Source organism: Embleya hyalina (genome assembly GCF_003967355.1).
GTDB lineage: Bacteria > Actinomycetota > Actinomycetes > Streptomycetales > Streptomycetaceae > Embleya > Embleya hyalina.
The window spans coordinates 59,180-77,999 of the sequence record NZ_BIFH01000027.1; the positions used below are offsets into that span (position 1 = coordinate 59,180).

The following is an 18,820-nucleotide window of genomic DNA, read 5'->3' on the forward strand; positions in this document are numbered from 1 at the left end:
CATGGGCAAGCCGTGGCGCCCCTACGACGGCGTGCCGGAACGGCGGGTCGCGGTCGAAATCCTGCTGCCCGCGCTGCTCGAGGACGCCAAGTTCGCCGAGCGGTTCCGGCATGAGGCCAAGGTCCTGGCGGCACTCGACCACCCGGGCCTCGTCGACGTACACGACTACGGCAAGAGCGAATCGGAGCCGCGCGTCGCCTACATCGTGATGAAACTCGTCGAAGGCATGCCGCCGGACGCGGTGTCGGCCGCCACCGGCGCGACCATGCCCGCCGACCCGGCGCTCGACATCGTCGCGCCGGCCCTGGACGCACCGCACGCGGCCCACCGGCGCGACATCGTGCCCCACGACGTCAAGCCGTCGAACCCGATGATCGGCGCCGACGACCGGGTGACCGTCACCGACTTCGGGATCGCCCACTCCACGACGGCGGGCACCAGGCTCACCGCGTCGCACCCGGTGCTCGGCACGGCCCGCTACATCGCCCCCGAACAGGTCCGGGGCCACGGGGCGGTGCCCGCGTTCGACCGGTACGCGATCGGCGCGGTCTGTTACGAACTGCCGACCGGCGAGCCCCTGTTCACGGGCGACGCGGTATTCGAGGTGGTGCTCCGCCACATCCGCGAACCCGCGCACGACCTTCCCGGCCGAATCCCCCGAGCCGGCGCCGGCCGCCGCCGCACTCACCACCGACGCGCCCGGGGCCGCCGACGAGCCGCCGGCTTCGACCCCGGCCGCTGCCGAGTCCCGTAACCCTCCCCTCAGCAGGCCGTGCCGCGATCGCACCGACACCGGTACCGAGAAGAACCGGCGCACCCGGCGAGGGTGAGCGGCACGTCCGCGACGGGCCGGCTGCCCACGTTCCGCCCTCGTCGTCGGCGGGCTCACAGCGACAAACGCAAAGGTCGGCGGCATCTGATCGATTTGCCTCGATCAGGTGCCGCCGACCTGCGGGTTTCCGCTGTTCTCCTGCTTCCTGCGGAGGACGTGGGATTCGAACCCACGAACAGAGTCACCCCTGTTAGCAGTTTTCAAGACTGCCGCCATCGGCCACTAGGCGAGTCCTCCAGTGCCGCGACCCCGTCGGGGTGTGGGCGGCATCAGTCTCTCATGAGCGATGCCTGGGATCATCGGGGATTCCGGGGCGACGTTGTTCGGGCGGCGGAGGTCGGGGTGGGGGTCAGTTGTCGCCGACGCGTTGGCCCAGGGTGACCTCGGTGGTGGCCTCCTTGCCGTCGCGCTGGTAGGTGACCTTGACCTTGTCGCCCGGGCGGTGGCTCCAGATCTCGCTGAACAGGTCCTCGTAGGAGCCGATCGCGCGGTTGTTGAGCCTCGTGATCACGTCGCCGGGCTTCAGGCCCGCCTTGGCCGCGGGGCCGTTGGCGGTGACCGGGTCCTGGCCGTTGGGGCTCTGGGCGACGATCTGCGCGCCGGTGCCGGTGTAGCGCGAGTCGGGCAGGATGCCCATCTGGGCGTAGACCGGCTTGTTGCCCTGGATCAGGGTGTCGGCGACCCACCGGGCCTGGTTGATCGGGATGGCGAAGCCGAGGCCGATGCTGCCCGACTCCTGCTGCTGGCCGAACGGCGACTGGCCGCCGCCACCGGTCGAGCGGATCGCCGAGTTGATCCCGATCACCTCGCCGGCCGCGTTCAGCAGCGGGCCGCCGGAGTTGCCGGGGTTGATCGCCGCGTCGGTCTGGATCGCGTTCATGTAGGAGACCTTCTGCTGGTCCCCCGAGGCCACCGGGCGGTCCTTGGCGCTCACGATGCCCGTGGTCACCGTGTTGGAGAGGGTGAACGGCGCGCCGATCGCGATCACCGGGTCGCCGACCGCGACCTTGTCGTTGTCGCCGAGCGGCAGCGGCTGCACGCTCGCCGGCATGTCGTCGACCTTGATCACGGCGAGGTCGTAGCCCTCGGCGCGGCCGACGATCTTGGCCGGCTTGGTGGTGCCGTCGGAGAAGGTCACCGACAGCTCGCCTCCGGCGGCGGCCAGCGACACCACGTGGTTGTTGGTGAGGATGTGGCCCTGCTTGTCGTAGACGAAGCCGGCCCCGGTGCCGGTCTCGGTGCCCTGCCCGGACACCTTGCCCTTGGTCTTGATCGTCACCGTGCTGGGGACCGCCTGCTTGGCGATGCCCGCCACGCTCGTGGGCGAGCGGTTCAGCGAGGCCGGGTCCACCGGCGACGAGGACGGGCTGACGCCGGCCGAGGCCGGCTTGTCGTCGCGGTCCACGATCCACGCGCCCACGCCGCCGCCGACCCCGCCGGCGAGCAGCGCGGCCACCACGGCCGCGACCAGGATCCCCGAGGGGCGGCGCTTCGGCTTGGGCGGCGCACCGAAGCCCGGGTAGCCCGGGTAGCCGGGATAGGCACCGCCCGTCCCGAACGGCGGAGCCCCCGCACCTCCCGCACCCGACCCGGCCGCGAACGCCGCCGGCACCTCGGCGCCCGGCTCACCCGTCGGCGGCAGCTGCGCGGTCGGCGGCCCGACCGGCGTCGGCGGCACCGCCTCGCCCTGCGGCTGCCCCACGGTGGGCGCCTGCGCCGGCTTGGCCGGCACCTCGGCCCGGAACTCCGGCTCCGCCGACACGTCGGAAAGCCCCTCCGGGCGAGCCGGCTGCGGTGTGGCGGGAGACGATCCGTGGGCCTCCCCCGGCACCGGTGAACCGACTTCGCCGGTCACGTCGCGATCGTCACTCACGGTCTTCCTCCCACACACTTCGGAATAGTTGTTGGTCACAGCCTTCCCGACGCGCTGTCTGAACACCGTAAGCGCCGAAGGCCCGGGCCGCCCGCGCCCCTTATCCCGGGGTTATCCACGCAGGTCGGACCGCCCGTACCGGAACGGAAACGGCGCGAAAATCGGCGGAAATTCCACCGCCGTCGGCGCGGCGAAAGCCGATCCCCGGTCCGGCGGGAGCCGACCCGCGGCCCACGCCCACCTCGGGATGGCACGATTGTGGCGTGTCCACCACCGGAGCGCGCCCACTGCGCGCCAACGTGCAGGTCGTCGCCCACCGAGGCGCTTCCGACATCGTCCCCGAGCACACGCTCGCGGCCTATCTCCAGGCCATCGAGGACGGCGCCGACGCACTCGAATGCGATGTGCGACTGACCGCCGACGGCCACCTGGTCTGCGTGCACGACCGCAAGGTCGACCGCACCTCCAACGGCCGCGGCATCGTCTCGACGCTGGAACTCGCGGAGTTGTCCGCGCTCGACTTCGGCTCCTGGAAGGAATCCGGCGGGGAATCCGGCGTCGAACGCGAACACCCGGACGAGCCGGAGGCACCCGACTGGGACCGCACCTCCGTGCTCACCCTGGAACGCCTGCTCGAACTCGTGGTCGACGCGCCGCGCACGGTGCGCCTGGCGATCGAGACCAAACACCCCACCCGGTACGCGGGCCTGGTCGAGCGCCGGCTCGTCGACCTGCTGGAGCGCTTCGGCCTGGCCGAACCGGCCGACGAGGACCCGTCGCTGATCCGGGTGATGAGCTTTTCCCAGCTGTCCCTGCGCCGGATGCGGCTGATGGCGCCCTCGCTGCCCACCGTGTTCCTGATGGAGCACGTCCCGCTGCTCTTCCGCGACGGCACGCTGCCCCGCGACGTGCGGATCGCCGGCCCCAGCATCGACATCGTCCGGGCCCATCCGCGCTACGTCGCCCGCCTGCACCGGGCCGGGCACCGGGTGCACGTGTGGACCGTGGACACCCCCGAGGACGTCGAATTGTGCCTGCGGCTCGGCGTGGACGCGATCATCACGAATCGGCCACGACAGGTCTTGGCCCAGGTGTCCGGTTAGACCCTATTGGGGGGCGTACGCTGGTAGCCTTTCGCGCCGTTATATCCGTCTTGGCGGGATCGCATACCCCTACACGCCCCTGCACGAGTCGGAGCGCGTGGCGCGCCCCCGTTTCCCGTCCGTCGGCATCGGGCATCTCAAGCCCGACGCGCGAGACATGTGCGCGAGGCAGGCGTGTGCACGAAGGAGGCCGGGGGTGGCAATGGTCGTGGCCCGTGGGGTGCCCGATTCCGCGGCGGTGTTGGTACCGCACGCTCCGGTCGGGGTGTCCGCGGCTCGGCACCGTCTCGCCACCGACCTCGACGACCGCGGCATCGCCCGGGGCGTCGTGGACGACGCGGTGCTGATCCTCTCCGAATTGTTGAGCAACGCGCTGCGGCACGCCCGCGCGCTGCCCTCCGGCAACGTCCGCGCCGCGTGGTGGGTGCGCCCCGACGGCCTCCTCGCCATCGAGGTCACCGACGGCGGCAGTTCGACCCGCCCGCGCCAGGCCAGTCCGTCCCTGAGCGCGCACGGCGGTCGAGGATTGTCGATCATCGGCACCCTCGCCGCCGACTGGGGCGTGCGCGGCACCCCCGACGAGGTCACCGTCTGGGCACTGGTCCCGATCGAGTCGCGCGCCGCCGACCGGCTGTGGGACGAATTCGACCTGGACGCGGTGGACCCGCTCGACTGACCCGCCCCGACACCGAGGCACGGAGACCGCACGCTCGCCCTCGGCCGCGTGTTCGAGCGTCACCCCATGCCCGCGGAACTCAGTACCCTCGGACCCGGTGAGTCGTCGACCACCATCCCCCCGACACCGAGGCGGAGAGACCGCAGCATGGGCAAGAAGGCCGCGCTGAAGGGCCACACCGGCAACAAGACCCAGACCGCAGCCGCCACGGGATCCGTCCCGGCCGTCGGCGGTCGCGAACCCTGCCCGTGCAACTCGGGCCGCCGGTACAAGGCGTGTCACGGGCGCGAGGCGGCCTCCGCCGCCGAGACGCTCGTTCTGCGTCCCTTCCAGGGACTGCCGAACGAGTGCGACTGGATCGCGCTGCGCGAACTGGTCCCGGCCGCGACCGCGCGGCTCCGGCTCACCGGCGAGCACGCCGAGCAGACCGTCACGCTGGCGACCGTGCTGCCGATGGCCTGGCCCGCGCTGCGTCGCGCCGACGGCACCATCCTGGTCGGCCTGCAGACGCACACCAGTTCGGGCGACGTCTCCCGGGACCTGGCACACGCGTTGGAGCGGGCGCTCGCGCAGGAGGACGGCACGTCGGTGGCCCCCGGCCCGCTGCCCGAGTCCGGCGACCGCCTCCAGGACCTGCTCGACCCGTCCCACCCGCTGGAGATCACCGTCCACGAGGGCTTCGACTTCTGGGTGGACGACCCGACCGCGATGAACGCCGAGGTGAGCGCGTCGCTGGAGCGGGCGAACGCCGCGGCGATGCCGACCGTACGGCTGACCTCGGTCGACGCCGCGTACTGGTGCGGGACCACCGAGAAGAACCACCTGCGCTGGGTGATGCCGCACGCGGAGGAGGAACTGCTCGACGCGATCGCCCGACTGCACGCGGCCGGCGAGTCGAGTCTGGGCGAGGGCACCCGCTTCGTCGGCTCGTTCCGCGCGCACGGGCTGCTCGTCCCGGTGTGGGACCTGCCGACATCGATGTCCGCCGAGGACGTGGAGAAGCCGGCGCGCGAGTTCGGCGAACGTCTGGCCGCGGCGATGGCGGACACCAGCCCGCTGACGCCGCGTCAGCGCAGCGCCCGCAACGGCCTGCTGAACCGCCAGATCACCCTGAACTGAACCGAACCGACCCGTACGCGAGCACCCGGATCGACCCCGATCCGGGTGCTCGCGTGATCCGCGCCTGCCGCGCCGACCGAACACCGGACGGGCGGCCGGCCCAAACCGCGCCCTAGCCGGATTCCGCGACTCGGGGCACCAGCGACGGCGAGCCCGCGACCGCGCCCTTCGCCCCGGAGCCCTCGCCCTTCACCCCGACGGCCTCCGCCTTCGCCCCGACGGCCTCCGTCTTCGTCCCGGAAGACGACGCGCCGTCCTCCGAGCGTGCCTCCACGACCGCCGCCGGCAGCTCGACCACGACCGTCAGGCCCGCCCCCGGCTCGGTCTCGATCCGCACCTCGCCCCGGTTGGCGGCCACGCCCGCCCACACGATGGCCATGCCCAGCCCACTGCCGGTGGCCGAACCGGCGCCCGCCGGGCCGTTCGCACCGTGCTCCCGCGCGGCCCGGAAGAAGCGGTCGAAGATGCGCTCGGCATCCTGCGGTCGCATCCCCGGCCCCTCGTCGCGCACCCGCAACACGACCCGCCGCTCCCGGCGGTCGCCCCTCCCCTCGCCCTCGGACACCGACACGTGCACGGCCGCGGACACCGGCGTATGCGTGCGCACGTTGGCCAGCAGATTGCCGACGATCTGGCGCAGCGTCGTCTCGTCGGCCAGCGCCACACACGCGTCGGGTGTGTCCACGTGCACCGGCCGGTCCGGCTGCTGCGCGCTCAGGTCGGCGACCGCGTCGCGCACCACGCACACCAGGTCGATCGGCCGCGACAACAACCGCGGACGCTGGTCCAGCCGGGCCAGCGCCAGCAGTTCGTCGACCAGCCGGGCCATGCGCTCCGCCTCGGCCGCCATCCGGCCCAGCGCCCGGGTGCGTTCCTCCTCCGACGCCAACATGCCCTTCTCGTACAGCTGCAGGTAACCGCGGATCGCCGCCAGCGGCGTACGCAGCTCGTGCGACGCGTCGGCCACGAACCGCTTGAGATGCGACGCCGCGTGCTCGCGGATCTCGAACGCCGACTCGACCTGCTGCAACATCGCGTTCAACGCGGTCCGCAGCTGCTCGACCTCGCTGAACGAACGTTTGCGCGTACCCACACGCGCGGACAGGTCGGGCCGGTCCGGGCCGCCCTCGGCGATGCCCGACGCCGTCTCGACCATGTCCTCCAGGGGTCGCAGCCGCCACCGGGCACCGAAGTACATGAATGCGCCGAGCAGCACCAACAGGGCGCCTCCGGCCAACAGTTCGAAGTGCACCACCTTGTCCACCACGCGGTCGACGTCCTCGGTCGAGTGGGCGAGCAGGATGTGGTTGCCGTCGCCGAGGCGTGCCGAGACGACCCGGTAGTGCTCGCCCGCGAGCGAGATGGCGCGCGGTCGGTCGTGCCACGCCGGGTCGCCCGGATTCCGGACCACGGCCGCCAGGGCCCGCTGCAGGGAGTCGGGTCCCCGGACGCCGACCGCCAGGGCCGTGCCCCGCCCGTCCACCACCGCGAAGGTCTTGCCGTCGAGACCGGCCGACATCAGCGCCTCACGCAGGCTCGCGGTCGAGGACAGCAGCGACAACTGCGCGGTGTTGATACCGGTCCGCTCGATGCCGGTCCGGCCCGCGATCAGGTCCTCGTCGACGCGGGACTCCAGGTAGTGCCGAATGCCCATCATGCTGAACCAGATCAGCAGCGCCAGTCCGATCGCGAGCACCGCGATGCTGCTCAGCGCCAGGTGCGCCCGCATGGCGACGATGTGCGGGCGCTGCCGGGCCCGGCGCAGGAACCCCCGCCCCCGCGAACCCGGCGGCACGAGCTCGTTGCAGCTCTCCTTCCGGCGCTTCCCCTCGCGGCGCCGAAATCGCCCGCGCGGTCGCCCGCCCGACCCGCCCGGCCCGCCCGACGTGCCCGCGTCACCCCGCTCCCCGCGCCCGCCGCTCATGCCCCGCGATCCGCCGTCCGGCGCAGCCCGTACCCCACACCCCGCCGCGTGGTGATCAGCGGCGGCCCGTCCGGCACGAGCGGATCGAGCTTGCGGCGCAGATAGGAGATGTACGTCTCCACCACCGTCGACTCCACCACGTGCTCGTACCGCCACACCTCGCGCAGCAGTTGCTCCTTCGGCACGATCCGGTCGCCGTGCCGGATCAGGTGGCGCAGCAGCGCGAACTCGGTCGGGGTCAGCTCCACGCCGCGACCGCCCCGGCGCGCGGTGTACGTCGCCTCGTCCAACTCCAGGTCGCCGTGCCGCAGTACGGGCGGCGGCGGGGGCGGCGGCGTGCTCTCGTCCGGCGTCGGCCGGGTGCGCCGCAGCACCGCACGTGTACGGGCGACCAGTTCGTCGACGTTGAACGGCTTGGTGATGTAGTCGTCGCCGCCGAGGGTGAGCCCCTTGACCACGTCGGCGGGCGAGTCCCGGGCGGTGAGGAACACGACCGCGATCTCCGGTCGTTCGGCGCGCAGCACGCGGCACACCTGGCGTCCGTCGCCGTCGGGGAGCGAGATGTCGAGGAGCACGACGTCGGGCCGCGCCGTACGGGCCGCCGCCAGAGCCGCGTGCACACCGTCGGCCGTGACCACCTCGAACCCGTGGAACCGCAGGGTGATCGCCAGGACGTCGGCGATGCTCGGCTCGTCCTCGACGACCAGGACCGTGGCGCCCGCGCGCGGCTGACTGCTGCTCATGTGCCCAGTATCCGGGGGAAGTTTGCGGAACCCCATGGGACAGCTTGAGAGCTTCCTGTGAGTCGATCGTGCGCCGGCCGGGCGACCCACCGCGCCCGACCAGTCTGGCCCCAGGACGCACGACCGGGCCGCGAGGCCCGCACGAGGAAGGAATCGACTATGGCGGCCTGGGCGCGATGGTGTCTCAAACATCGGTGGACGGTGCTGCTGCTGTGGGCGGCCGCGCTGTTCGGAACGGTCGCGGCGAGCGCGGCCGCGGGCAGCGCGTACTCCAACGTGTTCAAGATCCCCGGGACCGAGTCGTCGACCGCGTACGAGCGCCTGCAGAAGGCCTTTCCCGACGCGTCCGGCGATGTGGACAACGTGGTGTGGCAAACCGAACGGGGCAGCGTGCACGACGCCGCGGTCCGCGACCGGATGACCGCGCTGCTCGCCGACATCGCGCGGATGCCCGACGTCGGCCGCGTGGTCGGGCCGTACGACGCGGAGGGTGCCGCCCAGGTGAGCAAGGACGGCCGGATCGCGTTCGCCCAGGTCACCTTCGTCAAGCAGCAGTTCGAGCTGGAGACCGGGAATCTCAAGGACCTGATCGATCGCGCCGAGGCGGCTCGGGCGCCCGGACTGCGCGTCGAACTCGGCGGGCCCGCGATCGAGGCCGCCCAGGAACCGCCGGCCGGACTCGCCGAGACCGTGGGTGTGGTCGCGGCGGGCGTCATCCTCTTCCTCGCCTTCGGTTCCCTGTTCGCGATGCTGCTCCCGCTGATCAGCGGGGTGTTCGCGGTCGGTACCGGGATCGCGTCGGTGATCCTGCTCAGCCACGTCACCGACATCCCCGAGACCGCGACACTGCTCGGCAGCCTGATCGGGCTCGGCGTGGGCATCGACTACGCCCTGTTCATCGTGACCCGGCATCGCAACGGCCTCAAGGCCGGGCTCACCCCCGAGAAGGCCGCGATACGGGCGCTGGACACCTCCGGCCGGGCCGTGGTGTTCGCCGGCGGCACGGTGTGCATCGCGCTGCTCGCGCTGTTCACCGTCGACATCACCCTGTTCGACGGCATCGCGATCAGCACCACGCTCGTCGTGGTGCTCACCGTGCTCGCCTCCTCCACCCTGCTGCCCGCGCTGCTCGGCCTGCTCGGCCCGCGTGTGCTCAGCCGCCGGGAACGTCGGCAGTTGGCCGAGCGGTCCGCGGCCGGCGGTGCCCTGCCGAGCGAGGAGGTCGGGCGCGCCGCCGCGCGCTGGGCGCGCCTGGTGCAGCGTCGCCCCCGCACCCTGGGACTGGTCGCGCTGGTGGTCATGGGGCTGCTGGCGATCCCGGCCCTGTCACTCCGGCTCGGCGCCAACGACCAGGGCAATCAGCCCACTTCCCAGACCGTGCGCAAGGCCTACGACATGCTCGCCGAGGGCTTCGGCCCGGGCTTCAACGGCCCGCTGCTGATGGTCGCCGAGCTGCACGGTCCGCAGGACCGGCAGGCGCTGGACACGCTGATCGCCGATGTCCGCCGCACCCCCGGCGTGGTGCGCGTGGTCGAGGCGCCGGTGCCCGCCGACGCCGGCGGCCTCGCCGCCGAGACCCGGGCCATCCAGGTCGTACCGTCCACCTCGCCGCAGGCCGAGGCCACCGACAAGCTGATCGACACCCTGCGCGACCGCACCGTGCCCACCGCCGCCGAGGGCAGCACGCTGAAGGTGCACATCGGCGGCGAGACCGCGTTGCAGAAGGACTTCGCCGCCGTGGTCGGCGACCGCATGCCGGGGTTCATCGCCCTGATCGTGGGGCTGGGCGCGCTGCTGATGCTGATCGCCTTCCGCAGTCTGCTGGTACCGCTGACCGGCGCGCTGATGAACCTGATCGCCGCGTGCGCGTCGTTCGGCCTGCTGGTCGCGATCTTCCAGTGGGGCTGGGGGATGGACCTGCTCGGGCTGGGCAAGGAGGGGCCGATCATCTCCTTCCTGCCGGTCATCATGCTGCCGCTGCTGTTCGGGCTCTCGATGGACTACCAGGTCTTCCTGGTCAGCCGGATGCACGAGGAGTGGCTGCACACCGGCGACAACGCCCGGGCGGTGCGTGTGGGTCAGGCCGGCACCGGGCGGGTGATCAACTCGGCCGCGCTCATCATGATCTTCGTGTTCTCCTCGTTCGTGCTCAGCGGCGACCGCGGCGCGATGATGGCCGGGCTCGGCCTGGCGGGCGCGGTCGCACTGGACGCGTTCATCCTGCGCATGTTGCTCGTCCCCGCCCTGATGCACCTCCTCGGCCGCGCCAACTGGTGGTTGCCCGGATGGCTCGACCGCGTATTGCCGCATGTGGCGGTGGACCCGCCCGAGCGGCCCGTCGGCGGCTCGCCGGGCGGCGCCGAGGACCCGCGCGAGGAGATGGTGCCGGCCGGTCGATAGCGGACCGGGTCCGGCCGGGGCGCCCGCGTCGGCGCCGGTCCGAAAGTCGCCCGCACGCCCGGCGAACGGGCGTGCGGGCTCGGTCACGACCGGCCGACGAGGCCCCCGGATTGGAGATCCGCCGGCTTGTTGTTACCTTTGAAGCAGCTCGGTCGCTGATGCATCCCCCGTCTTCAGCGGCCGGGCCTTTCGATTTTCCGGGTCTTTTCCCGCTTTCGCGCCGCGCTCTTTCCGCATCGACCGACTGGGAATTCCTGCACCGTTCCGCAGTGAATTCTTCGCATTCGTCGGCTGCGGTCCGGGTCGCATTCGGCGTGGCGCCGAACCACGTTTCGCGATCCCGCGGGCTCAGCGCTGAGCGGTCGCCGACCCCGAACGGAGCAGCTTGGTCAGGCCGTCCTTGGAGGCCAACTCGGCCACCGCGGACCAGCCGTCGAGGCTCTTGGCCGTGCGCACGCGCGGGCCGTCGCAGCGGCCCTCGGTGTCCTTGGCCTCGACCGCGCAGGTCACCCGCAGCGTGGTGCCGCCGGGCTGGAGCACGCTCATCACCAGCAACAGCGGCTCGGGCGTGGGGTTTCGGTAGTAGACCCGGCCCCATGCCTCCGAGCCGTCGCGCTCGACACAGGTCTGCGCGCGCACGCCCTTGGGGCCGTCGATCGCCTTGCCGCACACGCTCTCCGTGCCGGCGGCCAGCGAAGTGGCCGCGGGTGTCCCGGACTTCGCGGCGGGCTTGCCACCGAGCAGTTCGAGCAGTCCGGCCGAGCCGGAACGGTCGCCCTCGGCGACACCGTTGCCGAAGTCGGCGGCCTTGTTCGCGCTCGGGCGGGTACTCGGTCCCGAGTCGGCGGTGTGGCGGCCCTTGTCCGGGCCCACCGAATCCGCGGACGCGGCGGCGAGCGGGACGACGAGGCACAGGCCCACGACCGCGCCCAGGGCCACGGTGCGGACGTGACCGGTGCGTGGGCGCTGCATGGTGTCTCCTAGCGCGCGAAGCCCCCTTCCACATCCGGCCCGACGAGCGGGACTTCGGTGCGGAACGGGGCCGGAATGATCGGCGCGCCGAGCCTATCGCGCCGCCACGACGTGCAGCGATCACCACATGTTGCGGTTACGCCACAACGATCACTCCACCGCGTGACGGCGCTCCCTCTTCGCGCCCGGGATCGGGCTGTACGGATCGGGCTGTGCAGGTCGTGTTGTGCGGGTCGGGCGGTCCGGATCAGGCTCTGGGCTCGGCGTGTTGGCAGGTGTCCACCAGGGTGCGGACCAGGTCCGCCACGGCGGGCAACCACGGCCCGCCCGCCGTCGGATCACCCGACGGCGCCGGTGGTCGGGCCCAGCGCAACTGGCCGCCCTGCACCCGCGACGGCGGCAGCGCGAGATAGCCGCCGTCGCCGTGGAAGCGCAGGGTGGAGGGCACCGTGCCGTACCGATCGAGCCCGTATCGGTCCAGCAGGTCGCCCAGTTCGCCCAACTCGTAGGGTTCGACCAGGAACGCGTAGCGGCCCGGCGCGGCGACGACCGGTCCGGTACGCACACCGAGCCGGGCGAGTTGATCGAGCGAGCGGGCTCCGGCTTCCGACGGCACGCTCAACGCCGCCACCCGCCCACCCGTCGCCAGGATCACCGACGCGTCCGGTGACTGCTGCCACCACCAACGCGCCATACGTTCGTCACAGGTGGCCGCGAGCAGGGGAGGTTCACCCGGATGGGCGCCCGGCACGCGGCAATCGGTCGCACCACATCGACACACGCCCGACCAGCGGTCGTATCCGACGCCGGGAACCACGGGCCAGCGCCATCTCGCACACGTCAGCACGGCCGACATCAGTGCGGTGCGTTCCCTCCGTCGTCTTCCGAGGATCTCGCGCAGCATGCGCTCGTTCCTTTCCGTGAACGTGGAAGCACTATGCGTGATACTCAGGTACTCCGCAGCCGACCATGACGAGGCCGCTTGGCGGCACATGGCGCGAGGTGGCGCAGGGGTGGCGAATTACGGCGCCCGGTACGGGTGTTGCCCTCGCGAATCGGCCCCGAGGCGGGAGATGGGGGCTCCCGAGCGGACCGTTGTGCCATCCGTTGCTGCGGTTGCGCTGCGGTTGGGTCAGTTGGTCTCTGCCTGCGCCGGCACCGCGTCCGAATCGACACCGCGCCTGTTCCAGCACTCCTCACCGAGGACGACGAACGGCCGGCCCTCGGAGGTTCCGCAGATGTCACGAGACCGCGATCACAGGATCTCCTGGAGCATACCCGCGATGTGGCTCCCTTCCGTTGTACCCCCATCCCCTCGGACCTTCACGCCGCCGCGCCGCGGCGTTGGGCAGTACGGGTGGAACCCGCGCCATCCGGATCAATGGCGAGCGACTCGTAGGATCACGCCATGGCGGAGCACACGACCGGCACACCGACCGGCGACACGGCCGTGGTGATCCCGGCATACGACGAGGCACGGCGGATCACCGCCACGGTCGACGCGGCACGCTCGATCGTGGGCGTGGATCTCGTGGTGGTGGTGGACGACGGGTCCACGGACGACACGGCCGGGCTCGCCCGGGCGGCCGGCGCGGTGATCGCCCGGCACGGCCGCAATCGCGGCAAGGCCGGCGCGATGGAGACCGGCGCCGCCGTGGTCGCCGCGATCGACCTGCGCGAGGACCGGGAGCAGCCGCGTCACCTGCTGTTCCTGGACGCGGACCTGGAGGGTACGGCCGCCGCCGCGGCGGCGCTGGTCGAGCCAGTGCGGGCCGGGAAGGCGGCGATGACCATCGCGGTGTTGCCGCCGCAGGCGCGGGCCGGCGGCGGGCACGGGTTCGTGGTGCGCGCCGCCCGGGACGGGATCGCCCGGGCCAGCGGGTTCGCCGCGACCCAGCCGCTGTCCGGGCAGCGCTGTCTGACCCGCGACGCGTTCGAGGCGGCGCTGCCGCTCGCCGACGGGTTCGGCGTGGAGACGGGGCTGACCATCGACCTGGTGCGCAAGGGGTTCGCGGTCGAGGAGGTCGAGGTCGAGTTGCACCACCGGGTCACCGGCACCGACTTCGCCGCGCAGCGCCATCGGGCCCGGCAGTACGCGCACGTGGCCCGCGCGCTGGCCGCGCGGGGTGCGGCCGGGGCCCTGCCCGGGGCGATCCGCGGGCGTGGCTGAACCGGTGACCGCAGAGCGCACCCGGGCACGTCGGCCGTCGATGTTTCACGTGGAACACCCGTTTGGGTGTATCGCGCTCGGCCTGTGTGCGCTCGCGGTCGGCCTGCTCGTGCTGACCGGGCTGCTCGGGCCCTCCGCCGCCCAGCCGCCGCTGCCGGGCGGGCCGTCGTGGTTGCCGCCGTATCGGTTCACCGCCCGTCCCGCCGCCGGTACCGTCACCGGGCTGCTGCTCGCGTCGGCCCTGCTCGGCGCGCTCGGTCTGGGCCTGGCGCTGCGCGAACTCGGGCGCGGCTGGGCGCCGGATCCGGGTCGGCTCACCGTCGGCGGGGCGGTGGCCGCGCTCGCGGTGGTGTGCGTGCCGCCGATGGGGTCGGCCGACCACCTGGTCTACGCCGCCTACGGGCGACTCGCGGCCGGCGGGGGCGACCCGTATCGGGACACCGCCGCGACGCTGGCGCGCGACGGCGATCCGGTCGGCCGCGCGGTCGAGGCGCCGTGGACGGACGTGCCGTCGGTGTACGGGCCGGTGGCCACGGCGGAGCAGTGGCTCGCCGCCCGGATCGGCGGCTCCTCCGTGCACACGATCGTGCTGGTGCTGACCCTGCTCGGCGCGGCGGCGTTCGTGCTGACCGGGCTGCTGCTCCAGCGGGCGGCCGGCCCGGATCGCGCGGCCCGGGCCCGGGTGGCGATCCTGTGGTCGCTCAATCCGCTGCTGCTGTTCGTCGCGGTCAACGCCGGCCACGTGGACGCGTTCGCGCTGGTGTTCGCGGTGGGCGCGCTGCTCGCGGTGCGCCGCTCGCCCGTGCTCGCGGGTGTCCTGGTCGGTCTCGCCTGCGCGGCGAAGGCGTCGCTCGGGTTGTACGTCCTCGCCCTCGCGTGGGGCCTGCGCGGGCGTCCGCGCGCGCTCGCCGCGCTGCTCGGCTCGGCGCTCGCGGTGGGGGTGGCGACCTATCTGCCGGTCGGGCTCGGCGCGTTCGACCAGATGCGGGAGAACACGAAGCTGGTCTCGCTCGCGGTCCCGCTGCGGCTGGTGCTGAAGCCGATGGAGTCCGCCTTCGGTCACGACACGGCGCGCTCGTTGATCGGGCTGCTCGGCTGGGCGCTGGGCGCGCTGGTGGTATGGCTGCTGGCCCGGACCGCCGCCCGGGCCCGGCCTGCGGCGATGGACCGGGTCCTGCGCGACAGCGCCGCCGCGGCCGCGCTGTTGTCCCTGGCCTGGCTGCTGACCACCCCGTACAGCCTGCCCTGGTACGACGTGGCGGCGTGGGCGCCGCTGGTGCTGCTGGCCCCGTCCGCGCTGGACGGACTGCTCCTGGCCCGCACCACGCTCCTGGTGTGCGCCTACGTCCCGGGGCGGGTGGTCCCGCTGCCCGACGTGGTGGACACCCTCCAGCGCACCGTGCGCGGCACCGTCGGACCGTGGGCGGGCGCGGCGATCCTGGTCGCGGTGGTGCTGGTCAGTCGACGCGCGGGCGGGCCTCCACGGCCGCGATCACCGCGATCGCCAGCGGTGCCGCGATCGTGAGCGCGACCGCCGGGATCTGGATGCCGGAGTCGTTCACCGCGTAGCCGACCACCGCGGTCACCCAGCACGCGATCAGCGTCGAACGCAGCCACGGCACCGCCGCGAAGGCGCGCTCCAGGGCCGGCGCGCGCCACTTGAGCGGATCGCGCACGGCGAGCACGAGCAGCACGAACGCCACCGGGATCAGCAGCGTGAACGGTGTGGTGAACGAGTGCAGGTTGCCCATCACCTTGCGGTGGAGCGTGTCGCCGGCGGCGCCGTCGAGGACCTCCTGGACGAATCGGCCCAGGTGCGAGCGGCTCGCCGCCGGGCGCAGCCAGTCCAGCACCGCGATGACGCCGATCACCACGACCGCGCCGAGCGCGACCAGGCCGACCTTCCCCCAGGAGATCCGGGTCCCGGTGAGCAGCAGGCCGAGCACCGCCAGGCCCGGGATCAGCGCGAGCACACCGCCGAAGTCGCTGCCGAACGCGGGCCATCCGTCGGCCAGGACGGCCACCGCCCCGACCACCGAGAGCACCACGACGGCCGCCCGCCGCCGACCCGCCGCGAGCAGGTGTGCCGTGGGCCACGCGACGGCGAGCACCACGGCCATCGCGAAGATCGTCCAGGCGACGTTGCCGAAGCCGTAGAACCGGCCCGCGACCAGCGGGGACAGCCCGAACAGGGTGTTCATCTGGAGCGGTGAGCCGAGTATCACGTCGCCCGCCAGGATCACCGCGGTGGCCGCGGCGACCGCACCGGCCGGTCCGTACGGGTGCCGGCGCCACGGGCCGAGCAGCGCGCCGGCGGTCAGCACGGCGGCGAACGCCACGGTGAGCCCGAGCAGCGCCCACGCCGGGTCGCCGCTCTTCTCCCACGGCACCAGACCGACCAGGAAGGACCCGCCGGGGATGGCGCCGAAGAACACCCCGATCCCGGTCGCGGCGCGTATCACCGCGGCGCGCGCCCGGGTGCGCCCCCGGCGGCCGAACCGGACGGCGAGCCACAGCGCCACGGCCGCGCAGACCAGCGGCAGCAGGGTGATCCAGGTGAAGAAGTACCAGACCTCGCGCACCGTGCGGGACGCCTGCGCGCCCACGTCGAACAGCCTCAACTCGTCGATCGCGCCCTGCCCGGAGGATCCGGGGACGCGCGTGTACACCGCGCCGACCAATTCGCTCGGCGCGTCGACGCCCAGCGGCGCGAGCAGGCTCGGGGCCAGGTCGGTGAGCTGGACCATGCCGTCGTCGCGGGTCGAGGTCGCGGTCAGCCGGCCGGAGTCGAAGGAACGACCCGCCGAGGTGCCGGGGCCCGACACGAGCAGCGCGCGCAGGTGCGGGGTGCCGGTGTCGTCGGCGAGACCGGCCACCACGAGCTGGGTGCGCGGCGGCAGCAGGGCGGCGATCCGGGCCACCTGGGCGTCCACCGCCCGCAGCCGGTCGGCACGCGCGGCACCGGGGCCGGTCAGGCCGCCGAGGTCGACCAGGGTCAGTGCGGAGCGCTCGATCAGCGCGGTGTCCACCGCGGCCGGGTCCGGCCGGTAGTCGGCGCGCACCCGACCGGTCGCGTCCGCGCTCGCGTAGGCCGCGCCGGGGCCGACCGCGGTGACCGCCCCGCCGTGCTCGGCGACCGAGGCGGCGAGTTGCCCGAACCGGGGGTTGTAGCCGAACGAGTCGTTGCGCTTCACGATCGCGCGCATGTTCGGCACGGTCGCCGACCCGTCCGGGGCGAGCGTCGGCGGCAGCGGCTCGGCACACGGCTCGGCGCTCTTCGCGCCGGTCCGGTTGTCCGTCGAGCGTGCCCCGGCGCCGGTGGTGAGCCACCCGTCGACCGGACACGCGCGCGGATGCACGGTCCGTACCGACATCGCGGCCGAGGTCGAACGACCGGCCAGCGCGACCAGCGCCGGGGTGTCCCGGCCGTCGATGTCGGCCCAGCTCAGCCCCGGGATCCCGAGCAGGACGACATGGTCGGCGCCGGCCGCGCGGGCCGGCGCGGCATCCGCCCTCGCGGGCGGCGCCGCGAGCGCGATCAGCGCCGCGAGCACGGCGAGCAACCGGAAGGGACGAGCGATCACGGGTGCCTGCTCCTCGACGTACGCGGCCTACACGGGGACGAATGGTCGCCCCAGGCTATGCGTCGCCGTACGCCGCCACGTTCAGGGCAGCAGACCGGCCGCGTACGCCGCCGCGGTCGCCGCGCCCATCACCACCTTGACCGGGCGGCCGAGCGTGGCCGCCGCGGCGGCCACGTCCTCGTATTCCGGCTGGGCGTTGACCACACGACCCTCGAACATCGCGGTCTTGACCCGCACGGGCAGGCCCTCCACCCGGACCGTGCCGAACTCGCGATCCAGGGCCCGCTTCGCCACCGGCACGATCCGCGCGCCTATCGTCGAGGTCTCCACGAACACCGTGTGCAGCGCCACGTCCACCCGATCCGCCGGGACCAGCACGCACAGGGTGTGCGCGGGCCGACCCTTCTTCATCAGGATCGGCACCAGCCACGCGTCGCCGGCGCCGATCGCGAGCAGTTTGGCGAGCACCGCCGGCCACAGCCGCGGGTCGAGGTCGTCCACGTTGGTCTCGATCAACACGTCCTCGCCGGCCGGCCGCTCCCGGTCGAGCGCGTGGCGCTCGCCGAGCACGACCCGCAGGATGTTCGGCACCTCCTCGACCCGCCGACTGCCCGCGCCGGTCCCGTCGGCGGTGATCCGCAGCGCCGGCAGCGGCCCCCAGGACCGGCAGACCGAGGTGAGCAGGGCGGCCCCGGTGGGCGTGCACATCTCGTACGGGGCCGGGCCCGCGTAGACCGGGGCCGCGGCCATCCGCATCAACTCCAGGACGGCCGGCACCGGGACCGGGAGCACACCGTGCGCCGCCCGCACGCTGCCGTTGCCGAGCGCGACCGGCGAGCCGACCGCCTCCTCGATCCCGAGCGCGTGCAGCGCCGTGCACGTACCGACCACGTCGGCGATCGCGTCGAGCGCGCCGACCTCGTGGAAGTGCACCTCCTCCGGCAGGCACCGGTGTGCCCGGGCCTCGGCGCGCGCGAGCCGGTCGAACACGTCGTGCGCGCGCTCGTGCACGGGTTCCGGCAGATCGGCGCCGTCGAGCAGGACCCGCACGTCGTGCCACGTGCGGTGCACGTGGCTGTGCACCGTCTTGACCCGGGCGCGGGTGGCCGCGATCCCGTGTCGATCGGTGCGCTCGGCGGTGATCAGGATCGGTTCGACGCCCACCGCGTCGACGGCTTGCTGGACGGCCTCCAGCGGGGCGCCGGCGTCGATCAGGGCCCCGAGCAGCATGTCGCCGCTCGCACCGGCCTGGCACTGAAACCATGCGATGGCCAAGCGGACACCTCCCGTCGCGGCCACTTTCGCAGCCGTCGGGAGGTCCTGCCGGAAAAACGGCGAAACGACCGAAAGCGACCGGTTTCTTGCCCTTGGCTGCGCATTTCGCTGCGCAGTTGGCGGTGCGTCCGAAATTCGCGGTCCCGCCG

14 protein-coding genes and 1 tRNA gene are annotated in these 18,820 nt (G+C 73.0%); 7 read left to right on the top strand and 8 right to left on the bottom strand.

Annotated elements, in window-relative coordinates:
• Nucleotide 1: 1 nt before the first annotated feature.
• Nucleotides 2-754: a serine/threonine-protein kinase gene (locus EMA17_RS29340; RefSeq protein WP_160161608.1), complete on the top strand. Its 753-nt coding sequence runs from the start codon at nt 2-4 to the stop codon at nt 752-754.
• A gap of 226 nt (nt 755-980) precedes the next feature.
• On the opposite strand, the gene EMA17_RS29345 is transcribed toward EMA17_RS29340, so the two are convergent.
• Both EMA17_RS29345 and EMA17_RS29350 read right to left on the bottom strand, forming a co-directional pair.
• Nucleotides 981-1,069, bottom strand: a tRNA-Ser gene (locus tag EMA17_RS29345).
• 112 nt (nt 1,070-1,181) lie between these two features.
• A complete protein-coding gene (locus tag EMA17_RS29350; protein WP_126640172.1) occupies nt 1,182-2,705 on the bottom strand; it encodes a S1C family serine protease in 1,524 nt (507 codons plus the stop codon).
• Between the two features lie 263 nt (nt 2,706-2,968).
• Here EMA17_RS29350 and EMA17_RS29355 point away from each other — a divergent pair, with 263 nt between their 5' ends.
• From EMA17_RS29355 to EMA17_RS29365, 3 genes are all read left to right on the top strand, one after another.
• Nucleotides 2,969-3,808: a glycerophosphodiester phosphodiesterase gene (locus EMA17_RS29355; RefSeq protein ID WP_126640173.1), complete on the top strand. Its 840-nt coding sequence runs from the start codon at nt 2,969-2,971 to the stop codon at nt 3,806-3,808.
• A gap of 202 nt (nt 3,809-4,010) precedes the next feature.
• Nucleotides 4,011-4,484 carry an ATP-binding protein gene (locus EMA17_RS29360; RefSeq protein ID WP_126640318.1) on the top strand — a complete coding sequence of 158 codons (474 nt, stop codon included), beginning with the start codon at nt 4,011-4,013 and terminating at the stop codon, nt 4,482-4,484.
• A gap of 147 nt (nt 4,485-4,631) precedes the next feature.
• A complete protein-coding gene (locus EMA17_RS29365; RefSeq protein WP_246126970.1) occupies nt 4,632-5,603 on the top strand; it encodes a DUF5926 family protein in 972 nt (323 codons plus the stop codon).
• 112 nt (nt 5,604-5,715) lie between these two features.
• Here EMA17_RS29365 and EMA17_RS29370 read toward each other — a convergent pair whose 3' ends face one another.
• Together EMA17_RS29370 and EMA17_RS29375 are read right to left on the bottom strand one after the other, a co-directional pair.
• Nucleotides 5,716-7,527 carry a sensor histidine kinase gene (locus EMA17_RS29370; RefSeq protein WP_246126971.1) on the bottom strand — a complete coding sequence of 604 codons (1,812 nt, stop codon included), beginning with the start codon at nt 7,525-7,527 and terminating at the stop codon, nt 5,716-5,718.
• Nucleotides 7,524-8,270, bottom strand: coding sequence for a response regulator transcription factor (locus EMA17_RS29375; protein WP_126640174.1), 747 nt, complete (start codon nt 8,268-8,270; stop codon nt 7,524-7,526). Before EMA17_RS29375 ends, EMA17_RS29370 begins: the two co-directional genes overlap by 4 nt.
• A gap of 159 nt (nt 8,271-8,429) precedes the next feature.
• On the opposite strand from EMA17_RS29375, the gene EMA17_RS29380 reads away from it, so the two are divergent.
• Complete coding sequence (locus tag EMA17_RS29380) at nt 8,430-10,670, top strand: MMPL family transporter (RefSeq protein WP_126640175.1); 2,241 nt, start codon at nt 8,430-8,432, stop codon at nt 10,668-10,670.
• Nucleotides 10,671-11,018: 348 nt separating this feature from the next.
• Here the strand turns inward: EMA17_RS29380 and EMA17_RS29385 are convergent, their stop codons facing one another.
• Nucleotides 11,019-11,642, bottom strand: a complete 624-nt coding sequence (locus EMA17_RS29385) for a hypothetical protein (protein ID WP_126640176.1) — start codon at nt 11,640-11,642, stop codon at nt 11,019-11,021.
• Between the two features lie 247 nt (nt 11,643-11,889).
• The gene (locus EMA17_RS29390; RefSeq protein ID WP_371863049.1) at nt 11,890-12,636 is read right to left on the bottom strand and encodes a bifunctional DNA primase/polymerase; all 747 of its coding nucleotides are present in this window, start codon (nt 12,634-12,636) and stop codon (nt 11,890-11,892) included.
• A gap of 414 nt (nt 12,637-13,050) precedes the next feature.
• Here EMA17_RS29390 and EMA17_RS29395 point away from each other — a divergent pair, with 414 nt between their 5' ends.
• Nucleotides 13,051-13,812: a glycosyltransferase family 2 protein gene (locus EMA17_RS29395; RefSeq protein ID WP_126640177.1), complete on the top strand. Its 762-nt coding sequence runs from the start codon at nt 13,051-13,053 to the stop codon at nt 13,810-13,812.
• 49 nt (nt 13,813-13,861) lie between these two features.
• Nucleotides 13,862-15,337 carry an MptA/MptB family glycosyltransferase gene (locus EMA17_RS29400; protein WP_126640178.1) on the top strand — a complete coding sequence of 492 codons (1,476 nt, stop codon included), beginning with the start codon at nt 13,862-13,864 and terminating at the stop codon, nt 15,335-15,337.
• On the opposite strand, the gene EMA17_RS29405 is transcribed toward EMA17_RS29400, so the two are convergent.
• Both EMA17_RS29405 and larC read right to left on the bottom strand, forming a co-directional pair.
• Nucleotides 15,270-17,396, bottom strand: a complete 2,127-nt coding sequence (locus EMA17_RS29405; protein ID WP_126640179.1) for a hypothetical protein — start codon at nt 17,394-17,396, stop codon at nt 15,270-15,272. The two genes, EMA17_RS29400 and EMA17_RS29405, sit on opposite strands and share 68 nt — an antisense overlap.
• Nucleotides 17,397-17,477: 81 nt before the next feature.
• A complete protein-coding gene (gene larC, locus EMA17_RS29410) occupies nt 17,478-18,671 on the bottom strand; it encodes a nickel pincer cofactor biosynthesis protein LarC (RefSeq protein ID WP_246126972.1) in 1,194 nt (397 codons plus the stop codon).
• Nucleotides 18,672-18,820: the final 149 nt, after the last annotated feature.